The sequence below is a fragment of the Kiloniella sp. genome (assembly GCF_965205715.1).
Taxonomy (GTDB): Bacteria; Pseudomonadota; Alphaproteobacteria; order Kiloniellales; family Kiloniellaceae; genus Kiloniella.
Map to the genome: position 1 here is coordinate 678,559 of NZ_CBDBHW010000013.1, position 15,546 is coordinate 694,104.

Below are 15,546 nucleotides of genomic sequence, written 5' to 3' on the forward strand. Positions count from 1 at the left end.
TTTATGGAAAGCTTTACAGATGTTCAATTCTGGTATTGGTGGGTGTTTGCCCTATTTCTCATCGCAGTAGAAGTCTTCGCTCCTGGAGCAATCGCACTTTGGATGGGCATTTCGGCCGGGATCGTTGGCGCGCTTGTATATCTATTCCCCGACCTGCTTTGGGAAAAACAAGTTATTATTTTTGCCGTGTTATCCGTCGTTTCTGTCGCTGTATGGCGGGTATATGCAAAGAAACATCCCCCTGTTAGTGATAACCCAAATCTAAATAAACGGGGGCATGACCTCATTGGTCAATCTTTTGCCCTTACCAATGACTTAAAAAATGGAGTCGGCAGAGAGACTGTTAACGGCGTGATCTGGAAAATCAAAGGTGGGGATTTACCTGAGGGTACCAAGGTGAGTATAACCAGCGTAGAAGGCACGACCTTGATCGTTGAACCAGAACAAGCATGAACCTAAAAAATGCCATACTCGTCTTTGCGGGATTTTATATCGCACCTTGAAGAACAAGGGCGTCTTGTAAGAGTTTCTCATCCGGTTTCTCCTGAACTGGAGATGACAGAAATCCAAACCAGGCTTCTTGCTGAACAGGGCCCCGCTGTTCTCTTTGAGAATGTGGTTCACAAAGACGGCACTCCCTATGGCATGCCTGTTCTTGTAAACTTATTTGGTACCGTCGAACGTGTCGCTCTTGGTATGGAGCGCACACCTGAGCAGCTTAGAGAAGTCGGTGAAACCCTGGCTTTTCTAAGACAGCCTGAGCCCCCTGCAAGCCTCAGAGAAGCCTGGAGTAATTTACCTCTCCTTAAGACAGTCATGGCCATGAAGCCTAAGAACGTTTCTTCAGCGCCTTGTCAGGAGATTGTTTTAACTGGCGATGACATTGATCTCGCTAAACTTCCTATTCAAACCTGTTGGCCCGGCGAGCCAGCTCCTTTGATAACCTGGCCTTTAGTAGTAACTAAAGGGCCTGGCGACGAGAAGACCGACGTTTATAACCTTGGCATCTACCGTATGCAGGTTCTTGGGAAAGATAAGACCCTGATGCGATGGCTCAAGCACAGGGGCGGTGCACAACACTACGCACGTTGGAAAAAACAAAAACCTGAGCCCCTCCCCGCAGCGGTCGTGCTAGGCTCTGATCCCGGTACCATTATTGCTGCCGTGACGCCTGTGCCCGATACTCTGTCTGAATATCAATTTGCCGGCTTACTACGTGGCAAAAAAGTAGAGCTTGTCGATTGCAAAACTATTCCCCTAAAGGTCCCGGCGAATGCAGAGATCGTTTTGGAAGGTTATGTTAGCCTTGATGAGTACGGTGACGAAGGCCCTTACGGCGATCATACAGGTTATTACAATTCGGTAGAGCCCTTCCCTGTTTTCACCATCACCGCAATTACAATGCGGAAAGAGCCTATATATCTTTCAACCTTTACGGGACGTCCCCCTGACGAACCTTCTGTTTTGGGGGAAGCACTCAACGAAGTTTTCATCCCCCTTATCCAACAACAATTCCCAGAGATAACCGATTTTTGGCTGCCCCCCGAAGGGTGTAGTTATCGTATCGCTGTTGTCTCCATGAAGAAGGCCTACCCCGGCCACGCCAAACGTGTCATGCTAGGCGTCTGGTCATATCTACGTCAGTTCATGTATACTAAATGGGTTATTGTCGTGGATGACGACATTAATGCCCGCGATTGGAAAGATGTTATGTGGGCGGTGTCGACTAAAATGGATCCAGCCCGAGATATCACGGTGATCGAAGGAACACCGATAGATTATCTTGATTTTGCTTCACCGGAAAGCGGCTTGGGATCCAAGATTGGTCTGGATGCCACTGACAAGTGGGAACCCGAGACCAAGCGAGAATGGGGCGAAGAAATTCGCATGGATTCAGAGGTTGTAGAAAAAGTAGATGCTATGTGGTCAGAACTAGGACTTCCTGGTACTGGCAAGGCAATCTGGAAAAAATAAGAGTACCGAAAGAAAACTTGTGTTCGACCCAAATAAGATTCAGTCCGTTATAAATTTTGAAGTCTTCCAGTACTGGGACAAGATGAGAGGCGAGCGCTTGATGCCTGCGCGTGCCGATTTGGACCCTGCTGACCTTAGACATCTTTTACCCAACATTCTTATTCACGAAGTGCAACTTGAACCTTTGGACTTTAGATACCGCTTAATCGGGACAGAGATTAGCCGCCATCTCAACGAAAATCATACCGGCTCTTGGCTCTCAACGATACCACATCAGAAAAAACCAAGTAAGTTATGGGATATGCTGGAGAAAGCGGTCACAGACCGTGCACCCGTTATCGCAAATCCTCCTTACGTTGGTCCCTATAAAGAATTCAAAACCATTGAAGATATTGTCCTTCCCCTTTCCGTGGATGGGGAGAAGGTCAACATGCTCTTTGTCTGCGTTGATTTCCTTAAATCCAAAAGAAAACTAAACTGATTTCATAATCAGTTATTCAAAGCTTGACCCCACGTAAATTGCACAGCATCTTATAGCCATGACAAAAAGCGGAACCATTCTGAGTACTCGCCTCCTAGAGCGACTTATTAACCCGGCCTCCTAATTGAGAGAGTCGGGCTTAGTGCTATTTGCAACTCGGATTTTATTGGACTACCGCGAAATGTTACCTTCATCTGAAATCATTACAGAGTGTTATCCGTTAACACCTCTTGTTTCAAAAAAATTAAACAAAGACCAATTATCACAGATTGAGCTCTCAAGTGGCATCAGCTCTCTGACAGGACTCCTACGACTTATTGACGATCATCGAAGCCATTAAGCGGCCCCCGGTGATCGTATTATTTGCCGCTAACTTCAGACATCTAAATATTATATAATAAATACTGGGAGACTCGCCGAAACACGTGCGCCCCGGAAAGTTAGAGAGAACAAAGTTATGAACAAGATGCCATTTGAAAGATACCAGCCATTTGAAACTGTTTCCTTGGCAAGCCGTACATGGCCCGGGAAAACGATAGCAAAAGCTCCAATCTGGTGTTCTGTTGATCTACGTGATGGCAACCAGGCTCTGATCGAGCCCATGGATACCACCCGTAAAATGAAGATGTACCGGATGCTTCTGGATATGGGATTCAAAGAAATTGAGGTTGGTTTTCCATCCGCGTCCCAAACCGATTATGATTTTCTACGTACCCTGATCGAAGAAGACATGATTCCTGACGATGTAACAATTCAGGTCTTGACCCAATCACGCGAGCACCTAATTCGCAGAACTTTCGACAGTATTCGTGGTGCAAAGAACGTCATTGTTCACCTTTACAACTCAACGTCTGAATTACAACGCCGTGTAGTTTTCCGACAGGACAAACAGGGTATCATCGACATTGCTGTTGAAGGGGCAAAATTGATCAAGGAATTGATCTCAACCATTCCAGAAACCAAGATCGTTCACCAGTATTCCCCTGAAAGCTTTACAGGAACTGAGATGCCTTTTGCCATCGACATCTGCGAAGCCGTAATGGAAGTCTGGGAAGCCAGTCCAGAGAACAAAGTTATTCTTAACCTTCCGGCAACAGTTGAAATGTCGACGCCAAACGTTCACGCCGACCAGATCGAATGGTTTTGCAACAACCTTAACAAACGGGATTCCGCAATAATCAGCCTGCACCCACACAACGACCGAGGCACAGCAGTCGCCGCTACGGAGTTGGGTTTGTTAGCCGGTGCTGACCGGGTAGAGGGGACGCTTTTTGGCAATGGCGAACGTACAGGTAACGTTGATTTGGTCACACTCGCGGTCAACATGATGACACAGGGTGTAGATCCTGAACTGGATGTCTCTGACATCACACAAATCAAAGACACGGCCGAGTATTGCAACCAATTACCCGTGCATCAGCGTCACCCATGGGTCGGAGAATTAGTCTACACAGCTTTTTCCGGGTCTCACCAAGATGCCATCAAAAAGGGTATGGCGGCGCTTAAGGCTAATAACTCCGATCAATGGGAAGTTCCATATTTACCAATTGACCCACAGGATATCGGGCGTAGTTACGAAGCAATCATTCGTATTAACAGCCAATCTGGTAAGGGTGGTGTCGCTTATATCATGCAGAACGATTACCATATGGACTTACCTCGAGATCTTCAGGTTAACTTCTCCAAGAAAATTCAAAATATTGCAGAAACCTCAGGCAAGGAAATTACTCCAGAGGTCATCTGGGATAGCTTTGATAAAGCCTATCTGCGTACAACAACCCCGGTTGAATTCATTAGTCATACAACAGTTCCTGACACACATGCCGCAGAGATCCGTCATCTAACAGCCCAAATAAATCACTTTGGAGAAGCCAAAGAAATCGTTGGTAAGGGCAATGGTCCAATTGCAGGCTTCACGGATGCTATTGCAGAAAACTTAGGAGTACGACTGAGTGTCGAAGACTATCACCAGCACTCCCTAACTCACGGCACAGATGCAAAAGCTGTCGCTTACCTAGAGCTTAAAACAGCTGAAGGGGAAACCGTTTGGGGTGTAGGCATAGACCCGAACACCACTGTTGCATCTATCAGAGCTATTGTTTCCGCAACCAATCAGATTTTAGCCAGCTCATAACCCAATCCTGAGCTCTCTGAGGCCTTAATTATCAAGCAGCACCGAATTTACTTTGGTGCTGCTTTTTTATGGCATCTCCCTCAAGCGGCTATCCCAAGTTTTTCTAATCGATAAAAACCATTTACTCGGATCTCATATCAAACGATCTCAAACTAACAACACAACTTTCTTTAGTAATTCCAACCCGAAATAAGTTTGGAAAAAGAAAGAAAAGCTATATCTGCCGCTTTATCCCAAGCTCTAGCTAGCCTATATATGTAAGCATAACTTTTCTATGCAAGGAACCCTCATGACCTCTTTCTGTGAGTCACAAAATCTGCTCGAAGATTTGATCAAAAAAGCCAAAGCAGCAGGTGCTGACGCGGCTGATGCTGTTATGTTCCGATCAGTCTCTGTGTCTCATGCTCAACGTTTGGGTAAGATGGAAAAACTGGAGCGTGAGGAATCTAACGATTTAGGCCTTCGTGTCTTTATCGGAAAACGAAATGCCGTTGTCTCTTCAAGTGATGCTTCTCCACAAGCGATAAATGAGCTTGTAGAGCGTGTTATCTCCATGGCCAGAGTAGTTCCTGAAGATCCTTATGCCGGGATTGCCAGCGAAGATGAAATTGCCACGTCTTTACCTGAGCTGGATATCTATGACCCCACGGAACCTAGTGCTGATGAGCTCATCAAACGGGCCAAAGAGTGTGAAGAAGCAGCCCTTGCCACAGAAGGCGTAACAAACTCTGGGGGTGCTGAGGCAAGCTGGGGTGAAGCCACTATAGCACTTGCAGCATCCAATGGATTTTCCGGGTCATATAATTCCTCTGGTCACTCTGTTTCTGTATCAGTACTTGCTGGTGAGAAGGAGAGTATGGAACGAGATTATGATTTCTCTAGCGCCGTCTATGGAAGTGATCTTATGTCCTCTGCTGAGATTGGAAAAAGCGCCGGGTTAAAAACAATCCAGCGCCTCAACCCACGAAAGCCCGATACGACCAACAATATATCTGTTGTTTACGACCCCAGAGTTTCTTCAAGTATTATGGGGCACATGGTCGGCGCCATTACTGGCCCCGCAATCGCACGCGGAACCAGTTTTCTAAAAGAATCTCTCGGCGAAAAAATCTTTGCCGATGGGATAAGCATTGTCGATGATCCCCACATTAATCGGGGACTGCGTTCCAAGCCTTTTGATGGAGAGCGCCTCGCAAATAGAAAACAAAATATTATTGAAAATGGTGTCCTCAAAACCTGGTTATTGAGCCTCAGCTCTGCACGACAACTCAATTTAAAAAGCACGGGTCATGCATCTCGCGGAACCTCTGGAAATCCAGGGCCATCAACGACAAACCTCTATATGGAGGCGGGCAAGCTCAGTTTTGAAGATTTGATTAAAGATATAAAACAAGGGTTCTTTGTCACTGAAATGATGGGCTCAAGCGTTAACGGACTAACCGGAGATTATAGCCGTGGTGCGGGTGGCTATTGGATCGAAGATGGTCAAATTGCCTACCCGGTTTCAGAGGCGACTATCGCTGGGAACCTCAAAGATATGTTCTTAAATCTGACACCCGCTAACGATTTGACTTTCCGTTACGGTAGCAATGCACCGACCATCCGTATTGATGGTATGACAGTTGCTGGCAACTAATCTTTTTACAAAACGTAAAATATCTATCTTTTGCATTTGATAAAATGTGCAACTTTGAATGAGTAAAATGTCGAGTAAGAAAAGTAATAAAATGGCTTTGGGCGAAGCCTCAACCCGCTTCCTTATCAAGCGGTTATTCCGAGATTACGTCTCCAGCCAGATCGTCAAAATCGCATTGGCCCTTATTGCTATGGCGTTGGTTGCTGGCTCTACCGTTATGCTTGCAAAACAAATGGAACCGATAATCAACGATATCTTTCTCAATCGAAATGACGAACTACTGCTCCCAATCGCAATGGGTGTTGTTGGCATTTTTCTCGTAAAAGGTCTCGCCACTTATGCTCAATCAATGCTGATGCAACACGTTGGCTTGGAGATTATCGCAACCATACAAACACAACTGTTCACAAAATTGATGCGAACGGATCTTGCTTATTTTCACGAAGAATCATCCGGTAATTTGGTGTCCCGATTCACCAATGACGCCAACATGCTCAAAGGTGTGGTTTCGAACACTCTCACCTCTATCGGAAAGGATAGTCTGACTGCGATCGGTTTGATTGGCATGATGTTTTACCAAGATTGGTTCCTAGCAACTATCGCTTTTGCCGCCTTTCCTACCGCAATATTGCCAATTGCCAAGACTGGACGCCGGATCCGAAAAGTCTCTACCAATACCCAAGAGTCCCTAGGACTGCTCACAACTCGACTGGATGAAGCTTTCCAGGGCATTCGACACGTCAAAGCCTATAATATGGAAGACCACGAGACAAAACGCGTCTCAGATACCGTCTATAAAGTCTTACACCTCAACCTTAAATCAGCCAGAACGAGCTCGATCCTCTCTCCGATCATGGAAACTCTCGGCGGCATAGCTATCGCGATTGTAATTGTTTATGGCGGGAATGAAGTCATTCAAGGCACCAAAGATCCCGGATCTTTCTTTGCTTTCATAACGGCACTCTTACTTGCCTATGAGCCAATTAAAAAATTATCCAAGCTCAATGCCAGCATGCAAGCAGGACTCGCAGCAGCACATAGGGTTTATTCGGTCCTCGATAGTGAACCCACTATCACCGATGCTCATAATGCGAAAACTCTCAAGGTAACCCGGGGCGAGGTTCGCTTTGAGCAAGTCAATTTCAATTACGACGATGAAACGCCTGCTTTAGAGAAAATTGATCTCACAGCAAAAGCCAGCCAAACCATAGCTCTCGTTGGCGCATCAGGTGCAGGAAAAACATCGATTCTTAATCTGATCCCACGTTTTTATGATGTCACCGATGGCCGTATTACCCTCGATGGACAGGATATTCGTGAGGTTACGCTAAGTAGTTTGCGGCAGTCCATTTCTTTGGTTAGCCAAGAAATCCAGCTCTTTGATGACACAATCCTGGCCAATATCGCATACGGCAAACCAGATGCGAGTGAAGAGGAAATAATAACAGCCGCTCAAAACGCCCATGCGCACGAGTTCATTCAAACCTTGCCTGACGGCTACAATACTCTGGTCGGTCCACGAGGATCACGTCTATCGGGCGGGCAGCGTCAAAGAGTGGCCATTGCACGAGCGATGGTTAAAGATGCCCCCGTTCTTTTATTAGACGAGGCGACTTCTGCACTCGACACAGAATCAGAACGCCACGTGCAGACGGCTCTCAATACTCTTATGAAGGGACGCACCACTCTGGTTATTGCTCATCGCCTATCAACCGTTATTGACGCTGATGTTATTTATGTAATGGACCGTGGTCGCATCATTGAACAGGGATCCCACCCTGAACTCGTGGAAAAGGGTGGAACCTATGCCAAACTTTACGCTCTACAGTTTGCTGAAGAAGCCCAAGCAGTAAATATAGATATGAGCGGCTCTGAAGTATCAGTTACTAATTAACGATGAAGTTATCTAAACGGGTCCTCCGTTCTGTCTTCTTTCAGAATCTTATCGCTAGGCTAATTTCTAGTTACATCTCCCTTGTGCGTGCAACAACTCGCTGGGAAGAAAGAATGCCTGAGGATACCCGTCGTTATTTAGAGCAAGAGTCGAATATAATCGGCTGCTTTTGGCATGCTCGTATGATTATGATGTTTCATGCCTGGAAGCATAGTGATCGTAGTAAATTCCATATGCTCATTTCCGCTCATAGAGACGGTAGAGTCATCGCCAAATCAATTGAGAACCTCGGCTTTAAAACAGTAGAAGGATCAAGCCGTCGTGGAGGAGCTTCTGCTCTCGTCACCTTAAAGCGAACTTTGGATAAAGGCGGTGCTATAGGCGTGACACCGGATGGCCCCAAAGGCCCTCGAATGCGTGCGAAAACCGGTGCGATAAAAGCAGCACAAATGACTGGGCGCCCCATACTTCCTGTTACAGGTGGCGTTTCTAACCGCAAAGTTTTTAACTCCTGGGATCGTTTTTTTCTACCGCTGCCTTTTTCTCGCGGAATAATTCTTTGGGGTACGCCGATCATCGTCGAACGTGATGCCTCTAAAGAAGAGCTAGAACTTTATCGGGAGCAACTTGAAAATCAGCTTAACGAATTGACCGCCGAAGCTGATCTCACTTTTGGGCATCCCGTTATTTATCCAGAAAAAACAGAAAAGCCGGCCAATGCGAGCGCCTGATTTTTGGAACAATCGCGGTCTTATCAGTACGCTCTTACTCCCGGCGTCCCTTTTTTATAAGGCAGGTGGGTTCCTCAGACAAAAGCTAACAAAACCCGTGAAGGTCAAAGTTCCTGTTATCTGTATTGGCAACCTCAGTGCTGGTGGTACCGGGAAAACACCAATTACCCGTTCCATAGCAGATATCCTCACAAACAAAGGTTATACTCCTCATATCGTCACACGGGGGTACGGTGGTACCGAACGGGGCCCAATACAAGTCCAGTATGAAAAACATAAGCCTACGGAAGTTGGCGATGAACCTCTTATGTTATCAAGCTCCCTTCCTACTTGGGTCAGTCGTGACAGAGTATTAGGAGCGGAAGCAGCCATAGCTGCAGGAGCAGATATTTTACTGTTAGACGATGGCTTTCAAAATCCAAAACTTTTCAAAGATCTCTCCTTCATAATCGTTGATGCTAATCTTGGATTTGCAAATGGCCGGGTCATTCCTGCAGGACCACTAAGAGAGACGATTCCCAGTGGTGCCAATCGTGCTGATGCAGTTGTTTTAATGAACTCCAATAGCCATCTGTCCAACCAGGAAATTTCCTCCCATTTAGCTGAGATACCTGTCCTTCACGCACAAGTGGAACCAGTAGACGCCTCGATAGCAATAAAGGGGAAGTCAGTATTTGCTTTTGCTGCCATCGGCTATCCGCAAAAATTCTATTCCACTCTTGAGCAACAAAGAGCGGTTCTTTCCGGCACTAAGGATTTTCCCGATCACCATCAATACACCCGATCTGAGCTTCATGAAATTATAAAAACGGCTGAAAATCTTGGTGCAGAACTGATATTAACAACCGAAAAAGATTATACCAAAATCCCCGAAGATTTCAGAAACCAGATCCACTGCTTGCCCATCCGGGCGGTTTGGGATAATCCCAATAACCTAATGGATGTTATCAACAAGCTGCCCGGAATAAAATGACCCCTACACCAACCCTTCGCCATAAAATTGAAGCTCTGGGATTTCGCTTCTTGATCGGTCTGGTTGGATTATTTCCAGTTAAATCCTGTTCAAATTTTGGTGGCTTTTTAGGCCGAACGATAGGGCCACGTCTTGGAATAACCAGAAAAGCCGATTTAAATTTGAGATTAGCCTTACCAGAGCTTTCTTCCCAAGAACGAAAAAACATTATTCGAGATATGTGGGATAATCTTGGGCGTGTTATTTTTGAATACCCTCACCTGAAGGAAATTGTGCAACTCGACAAAGGGTACATAACCGTAGAAGGCATTGAGAAATTTGAAGCACCCGACGTAAAAGACAAGGCTAAAATATTTGTTGGTGCTCACATTGGAAACTGGGAAGTAATGCCAATGACAGCAGCACTGCGTGGTTACCCACAAACCATCATTGTCCGCCAGCCCAATAATCCCTTAGTCGCACAAGAAATTGACGACATAAGAACCTCAACTGGAAACATATCTGCGTCGAAAGGCGTGGAAGGGGCTCGCGCGTCCCTAAAGGCGATTAGAAATGGGTCTGCTGTTGGGATTTTGGCTGACCAAAAAATGAACGATGGTATCGAAGCGCCCTTTTTTGATATTCCTGCAATGACTCCTGCAGCTCCTGCCCTATTAGGGGCCAAGAAAAATGCCGTTGTTTTTCCCATTCAATGTCGACGAACGGGACCAGCATCATTTCATTTAATCTGTCATTCTGCAGTAGATTTTCCTAATACCTTAAATCGGGAACAAGCGGGCCTAGAGGGCATGACCGAGTTGAATAAGATTATTGAGGGATGGATCAGAGAAAAACCAGGGGATTGGTTGTGGCTCCACCGCCGTTGGCCAAAAGAAGCCTATAACAAGCTCAAAGAAACGGCACTTCTCCGCTTTGTTGAGTAGATTTAGGATTTCAAATAGAGCATAGATTGATTATCTGGAATGGATGATTGTCTAATTTTGAGTTTGAAGTATTCGGTATCCTTGATGCCTCTGGCTCGCTTACGGATCATTCCTATACTGACATTACCAGCCTCTATCCTGGCGCTTGTGAGCTTGTGTTTGGCGTAGTTGCAGATGCCCACACAATGTTTCCGTAGGGATTTCGCGAACTTTTTTAGATAGAGCATCTGTGACTGATCTGCTATCAGGCACCAACGTTCCAGTTGCTCCGCCATCGCCTCAAATGAAGCGGCACTCCACAGCAGCTGAAGCTGTTCTTTCAAGACGTAAAGTGCATTCAGGTTGCTATTGCTCTCCAGCAACCTTTGCAGCTTGTCACTTTGTTTTTCACTCAACTTATCCGCATTTTTGAGCAACAGATAATGTGTCCCTTTCATCAACTCTTTACCACTTGGATCGGCCTTTCTGAACTCAAGTCGACGCTGATTATGGATAGCTTTGCTGTAGTTTTTCATGACGTGGAAACGGTCAAATACTATGTCGGCCAACGGCAAGGACTCTCTGACAGCCTTTTGGTAGGCAGGCCCCATATCCATCGCTACGGCCTTTATTTTGCAGGCTGTATCTGGTTGCAGTTGTTTCAAAAACCTTGAAAAAACCTCGGCAGTTCGGCCTGCTTCAACCCAGATCAGATGACCGCCAACCATATCGTAGACCACCGTCATGTAGTCATGACCTTTCGCCCGGGCAACTTCATCTACACCAATATATTCCAAGCCAGTTAGCTCTGCAGGATCAAGCGTAGGGAGAGTTTCAATAAGGTATGCCCTGTCGATATTCTTGACCGTTTCCCATCGTATATCCAAATGTCTGGAAACCGCTTGAATAGACATATGCCGACATAATCCACTGATCAGTCGGCAAAATCGGTGAGTGAAACGGCACCCTTTATCAACAAAATCACACCCCTCAATGCGGCGTTCGCCCTTGTTAATATAAACCTGCGCCAGCTCAATCTCGACCACACAAGGATACCCAAAAAGGGGGATGTCGTTTACTTGTCGGCGGACATGCTGGTTGATGCTTCCCTTCTGGCCTGTAGCAGGGTCTATAGCCCTCCTACGCGCGTCTCGGCTGCAGTGAATGACAATCTTAACACCGCCGTCATCCAGTTTAATTTCATTTACACGTTGCCCTTTGAGGCCTAAAATATGCTGCGAGATGTTGATTGTCATATACCTGCTCTATGTAAAGTTATCAGAAACCATACATATCAACAGGTTACTTGGCGGTCGGCATCTTTTTCTACTCAACAAAGCGGAGAAGAGCCGAATTTATCAAAGGATTATGAACCGGCCCCTCGCCTTGAAGCCAATCGCTGCTGGGAACTTCTGTCATCCCCCCGAGAAGCCCCTTTTCTGGTCGACGACGCAGAAGCACACGCCCCATTTCATCCTTCATTATATAAGCATATGTTTTCCGGGTCGGCTTGGCCTTCTTAGGCGCTTTTTTCGGCAACAACGCCGCAGTCCCGTCTTGTCGCCCCAAACAATTTTCTTGAATTGGGCAAATGACACAAGCGGGCGATCGAGGCGTACAGATCGTCGCCCCAAGATCCATCATCGCCTGCGCGTAATCTCCAGAACGCTTATCAGGTGTTTGTTTTGCCGCACATTCTTTCATTGCCCCCTTCACACCCGGCAAAGGGTCCTGCAGCGAATAAAACCGTGCGATCACCCGCTCCACATTTCCATCAACTACAGTCGAAGGTTGATCGAACGCAATCGCGGATATCGCTGCAGCCGTATAAGGCCCCACACCCGGCAAGGTTAACAGAGCCTCTTCAGTATCAGGAAACACACCCGCAAAATCCTCAGAGATCACCTTGGCACAACGATGAAGATTTCTAGCCCGTGCGTAATACCCTAGCCCCGCCCAGGCACTCAAAATTTTATCGAGCTCCTCTGCAGCAAGGTCATGGATCGTCGGCCACAAAGTCAAAAATTTCAGATAATAGGATTTTACGGTTACAACAGTGGTTTGTTGCAACATAATTTCGCTTAACCAGACATGATAAGGATCTGCAAACTGATGGTCTGGTGCGGCCAAACGCTGCTTGGGAGATAATCTCCAGGGGAGATCGCGTGCGTGTTTATCATACCACGGCAATAAATTCTCAGCGATCATCCTCAACTCTTTCCCAACACACAGTGAAGCCCTATTTAGCTTTTTATATATCAACGCGTAAATGACGCGAATCGCAACTGTCAATTGGACAGGACTGGACTATACTGCTTTTCATTCAGGTCGGGATCAAATGAACTCCGCTGATTGGTGAGAGAAAGAACACGAACGAATAATGGCAAAAGCTCCCTCAAAGAAAAAAAGCTCGGTTACAAAGAAAAAAAGCTCGGTTACAAAGAAAAAAAGCTCGGTTACAAAGAAAAAATCCGGTGCAACACAAAAGCCGGATAACGATGCTCCTATTCGCCGCCAGAAAACCATGCGCCCAATCGCGGCCTCCCTTCCACGCCTGACAAAGCAGCTCACAGGTAAAAGGGGATTTGCCGAAGCAGGATTAATAGAAGACTGGAGCGCCATTGTCGGTAAAGAACTTTCCACCCAATGCCTTCCAATCAAATTACGCTATCCCAGCCAGGGCGTCCGAAACGATGGCACCCTCCTTATAAAAGCTGACCCCGCCTTCGCCCTCGTAATCCAGCAACAAGCCCCACAACTTATAGAGCGTGTTAACAGTCACTTTGGCTATCGGGCAATATCAAAACTCTCCATTCAGCAAGGCCCTTTATATAAAGTAGAGAGAAAGACTCCTCCCGAGCTGCCAAAACTCAACAAACAAGAACAAAAGACAATCCAAACCGAGTTTGCAGATGTCAAAAACGATTCCCTTAGAGCATCTCTGGAGCGGCTCGCCAGAACCTTGAAAGCAAAAAACAAGATCACTAAATAGTGATCAGGACACATTGCCCTATTGCCGCCATAGTTACCGCTAGACTAGGGTAAACAAAATGGCACTTCTCCGCTTTGTTGAGTAGATTTAGGATTTCAAATAGAGCATAGATTGATTATCTGGAATGGATGATTGTCTAATTTTGAGTTTGAAGTATTCGGTATCCTTGATGCCTCTGGCTCGCTTACGGATCATTCCTATACTGACATTACCAGCCTCTATCCTGGCGCTTGTGAGCTTGTGTTTGGCGTAGTTGCAGATGCCCACACAATGTTTCCGTAGGGATTTCGCGAACTTTTTTAGATAGAGCATCTGTGACTGATCTGCTATCAGGCACCAACGTTCCAGTTGCTCCGCCATCGCCTCAAATGAAGCGGCACTCCACAGCAGCTGAAGCTGTTCTTTCAAGACGTAAAGTGCATTCAGGTTGCTATTGCTCTCCAGCAACCTTTGCAGCTTGTCACTTTGTTTTTCACTCAACTTATCCGCATTTTTGAGCAACAGATAATGTGTCCCTTTCATCAACTCTTTACCACTTGGATCGGCCTTTCTGAACTCAAGTCGACGATGATTATGGATAGCTTTGCTGTAGTTTTTCATGACGTGGAAACGGTCAAATACTATGTCGGCCAACGGCAAGGACTCTCTGACAGCCTTTTGGTAGGCAGGCCCCATATCCATCGCTACGGCCTTTATTTTGCAGGCTGTATCTGGTTGCAGTTGTTTCAAAAACCTTGAAAAAACCTCGGCAGTTCGGCCTGCTTCAACCCAGATCAGATGACCGCCAACCATATCGTAGACCACCGTCATGTAGTCATGACCTTTCGCCCGGGCAACTTCATCTACACCAATATATTCCAAGCCAGTTAGCTCTGCAGGATCAAGCGTAGGGAGAGTTTCAATAAGGTATGCCCTGTCGATATTCTTGACCGTTTCCCATCGTATATCCAAATGTCTGGAAACCGCTTGAATAGACATATGCCGACATAATCCACTGATCAGTCGGCAAAATCGGTGAGTGAAACGGCACCCTTTATCAACAAAATCACACCCCTCAATGCGGCGTTCGCCCTTGTTAATATAAACCTGCGCCAGCTCAATCTCGACCACACAAGGATACCCAAAAAGGGGGATGTCGTTTACTTGTCGGCGGACATGCTGGTTGATGCTTCCCTTCTGGCCTGTAGCAGGGTCTATAGCCCTCCTACGCGCGTCTCGGCTGCAGTGAATGACAATCTTAACACCGCCGTCATCCAGTTTAATTTCATTTACACGTTGCCCTTTGAGGCCTAAAATATGCTGCGAGATGTTGATTGTCATATACCTGCTCTATGTAAAGTTATCAGAAACCATACATATCAACAGGTTACTTGGCGGTCGGCATCTTTTTCTACTCAACAAAGCGGAGAAGAGCCCTTTATTTAGATTTAGATAATTTCAAGTACGTCAATGATGCTTATGGGCATCAAGAAGGTGATAAATTGTTGCGGGATTTTGCCGAGGTGTTGAAGCAGAAAACACGGCGAAATGACTGGTTAGCTCGCCTCGGTGGAGATGAGTTTGCAATTTTTCTCCCTGTTGTTCCTGAAGAGGAGGCAACGGGTAAAGCCCAAGAACTTTTAGAGACGCTGATTCCAACCTTTTCCCGCGATGATGACCCAGAGTGGTCTCTTAGTGCATCAGTGGGAGGGTATCTCTTTACTGTTCGGGAAGAGCTTAAGCTCTCGGATTTGTTTTTGCATTCCGATGAGGCAATGTACCGGGTCAAGCGATCAGGTAAAAATGGTGTTTATGTCGTTAAAGAAAAGTTGGATGAGGCTGGTTTATGA

At 46.2% G+C, this 15,546-nt stretch carries 15 protein-coding genes; 12 read left to right on the top strand and 3 right to left on the bottom strand.

Features of this window, described 5'->3' with window-relative positions:
• Positions 1-3 precede the first annotated feature (3 nt).
• From ACOGW3_RS14505 to ACOGW3_RS14545, 9 genes are all read left to right on the top strand, one after another.
• Positions 4-453, top strand: coding sequence for an NfeD family protein (locus ACOGW3_RS14505; RefSeq protein WP_419903630.1), 450 nt, complete (start codon positions 4-6; stop codon positions 451-453).
• Positions 454-462: 9 nt separating this feature from the next.
• Positions 463-1,974, top strand: a complete 1,512-nt coding sequence (locus tag ACOGW3_RS14510) for a UbiD family decarboxylase (RefSeq protein ID WP_419903631.1) — start codon at positions 463-465, stop codon at positions 1,972-1,974.
• Between the two features lie 19 nt (positions 1,975-1,993).
• Entirely contained in the window at positions 1,994-2,455 is a 462-nt protein-coding gene (locus tag ACOGW3_RS14515; protein WP_419903632.1) for a PAS domain-containing protein, read from the top strand.
• A 457-nt stretch (positions 2,456-2,912) separates the two neighbouring features.
• A complete protein-coding gene (gene leuA / locus ACOGW3_RS14520) occupies positions 2,913-4,589 on the top strand; it encodes a 2-isopropylmalate synthase (protein WP_419903633.1) in 1,677 nt (558 codons plus the stop codon).
• A gap of 289 nt (positions 4,590-4,878) precedes the next feature.
• Positions 4,879-6,225 (top strand): TldD/PmbA family protein, encoded by a 1,347-nt coding sequence (locus tag ACOGW3_RS14525; RefSeq protein WP_419903634.1) that lies wholly within the window; start codon positions 4,879-4,881, stop codon positions 6,223-6,225.
• 67 nt (positions 6,226-6,292) lie between these two features.
• The gene (msbA, locus tag ACOGW3_RS14530) at positions 6,293-8,119 is read left to right on the top strand and encodes a lipid A export permease/ATP-binding protein MsbA (protein ID WP_419903635.1); all 1,827 of its coding nucleotides are present in this window, start codon (positions 6,293-6,295) and stop codon (positions 8,117-8,119) included.
• A 113-nt stretch (positions 8,120-8,232) separates the two neighbouring features.
• On the top strand, positions 8,233-8,850 hold the full coding sequence (locus ACOGW3_RS14535; protein WP_419903636.1) for a lysophospholipid acyltransferase family protein: 618 nt from the start codon (positions 8,233-8,235) through the stop codon (positions 8,848-8,850).
• Complete coding sequence (gene lpxK / locus ACOGW3_RS14540; protein WP_419903637.1) at positions 8,837-9,823, top strand: tetraacyldisaccharide 4'-kinase; 987 nt, start codon at positions 8,837-8,839, stop codon at positions 9,821-9,823. The genes ACOGW3_RS14535 and lpxK overlap by 14 nt, the downstream gene beginning before the upstream one ends.
• Positions 9,820-10,746, top strand: coding sequence for a lysophospholipid acyltransferase family protein (locus ACOGW3_RS14545; RefSeq protein ID WP_419903638.1), 927 nt, complete (start codon positions 9,820-9,822; stop codon positions 10,744-10,746). Before lpxK ends, ACOGW3_RS14545 begins: the two co-directional genes overlap by 4 nt.
• 2 nt (positions 10,747-10,748) lie before the next feature.
• Here ACOGW3_RS14545 and ACOGW3_RS14550 read toward each other — a convergent pair whose 3' ends face one another.
• Positions 10,749-11,981: an ISL3 family transposase gene (locus ACOGW3_RS14550; protein ID WP_419901077.1), complete on the bottom strand. Its 1,233-nt coding sequence runs from the start codon at positions 11,979-11,981 to the stop codon at positions 10,749-10,751.
• 70 nt (positions 11,982-12,051) lie between these two features.
• Positions 12,052-12,933 (bottom strand): A/G-specific adenine glycosylase, encoded by an 882-nt coding sequence (gene mutY, locus ACOGW3_RS14555; protein WP_419903639.1) that lies wholly within the window; start codon positions 12,931-12,933, stop codon positions 12,052-12,054.
• A 172-nt stretch (positions 12,934-13,105) separates the two neighbouring features.
• On the opposite strand from mutY, the gene ACOGW3_RS14560 reads away from it, so the two are divergent.
• The gene (locus ACOGW3_RS14560) at positions 13,106-13,717 is read left to right on the top strand and encodes a DUF721 domain-containing protein (protein WP_419903640.1); all 612 of its coding nucleotides are present in this window, start codon (positions 13,106-13,108) and stop codon (positions 13,715-13,717) included.
• An 87-nt stretch (positions 13,718-13,804) separates the two neighbouring features.
• Here the strand turns inward: ACOGW3_RS14560 and ACOGW3_RS14565 are convergent, their stop codons facing one another.
• Positions 13,805-15,037: an ISL3 family transposase gene (locus ACOGW3_RS14565; protein ID WP_419903641.1), complete on the bottom strand. Its 1,233-nt coding sequence runs from the start codon at positions 15,035-15,037 to the stop codon at positions 13,805-13,807.
• Here ACOGW3_RS14565 and ACOGW3_RS14570 point away from each other — a divergent pair.
• Together ACOGW3_RS14570 and ACOGW3_RS14575 are read left to right on the top strand one after the other, a co-directional pair.
• On the top strand, positions 15,024-15,152 hold the full coding sequence (locus tag ACOGW3_RS14570; RefSeq protein ID WP_419903642.1) for a hypothetical protein: 129 nt from the start codon (positions 15,024-15,026) through the stop codon (positions 15,150-15,152). The genes ACOGW3_RS14565 and ACOGW3_RS14570 overlap by 14 nt on opposite strands.
• On the top strand, positions 15,100-15,546 hold the full coding sequence (locus ACOGW3_RS14575; protein WP_419904063.1) for a GGDEF domain-containing protein: 447 nt from the start codon (positions 15,100-15,102) through the stop codon (positions 15,544-15,546). Before ACOGW3_RS14570 ends, ACOGW3_RS14575 begins: the two co-directional genes overlap by 53 nt.

Excerpts from the sequence above, each read along its gene's own strand:
- ACOGW3_RS14510 (WP_419903631.1), top strand. The coding sequence starts at position 463 with ATGCCATACTCGTCTTTGCGGGATTTTATATCGCACCTTGAAGAACAA.
- ACOGW3_RS14565 (WP_419903641.1), bottom strand. The coding sequence starts at position 15,037 with ATGACAATCAACATCTCGCAGCATATTTTAGGCCTCAAAGGGCAACGT.
- ACOGW3_RS14525 (WP_419903634.1), top strand. The coding sequence starts at position 4,879 with ATGACCTCTTTCTGTGAGTCACAAAATCTGCTCGAAGATTTGATCAAA.
- ACOGW3_RS14545 (WP_419903638.1), top strand. The coding sequence starts at position 9,820 with ATGACCCCTACACCAACCCTTCGCCATAAAATTGAAGCTCTGGGATTT.
- ACOGW3_RS14505 (WP_419903630.1), top strand. The coding sequence starts at position 4 with ATGGAAAGCTTTACAGATGTTCAATTCTGGTATTGGTGGGTGTTTGCC.
- ACOGW3_RS14550 (WP_419901077.1), bottom strand. The coding sequence starts at position 11,981 with ATGACAATCAACATCTCGCAGCATATTTTAGGCCTCAAAGGGCAACGT.
- ACOGW3_RS14535 (WP_419903636.1), top strand. The coding sequence starts at position 8,233 with ATGCCTGAGGATACCCGTCGTTATTTAGAGCAAGAGTCGAATATAATC.
- ACOGW3_RS14560 (WP_419903640.1), top strand. The coding sequence starts at position 13,106 with ATGGCAAAAGCTCCCTCAAAGAAAAAAAGCTCGGTTACAAAGAAAAAA.
- leuA (WP_419903633.1), top strand. The coding sequence starts at position 2,913 with ATGAACAAGATGCCATTTGAAAGATACCAGCCATTTGAAACTGTTTCC.
- mutY (WP_419903639.1), bottom strand. The coding sequence starts at position 12,933 with ATGATCGCTGAGAATTTATTGCCGTGGTATGATAAACACGCACGCGAT.
- ACOGW3_RS14570 (WP_419903642.1), top strand. The coding sequence starts at position 15,024 with ATGTTGATTGTCATATACCTGCTCTATGTAAAGTTATCAGAAACCATA.
- msbA (WP_419903635.1), top strand. The coding sequence starts at position 6,293 with ATGTCGAGTAAGAAAAGTAATAAAATGGCTTTGGGCGAAGCCTCAACC.
- lpxK (WP_419903637.1), top strand. The coding sequence starts at position 8,837 with ATGCGAGCGCCTGATTTTTGGAACAATCGCGGTCTTATCAGTACGCTC.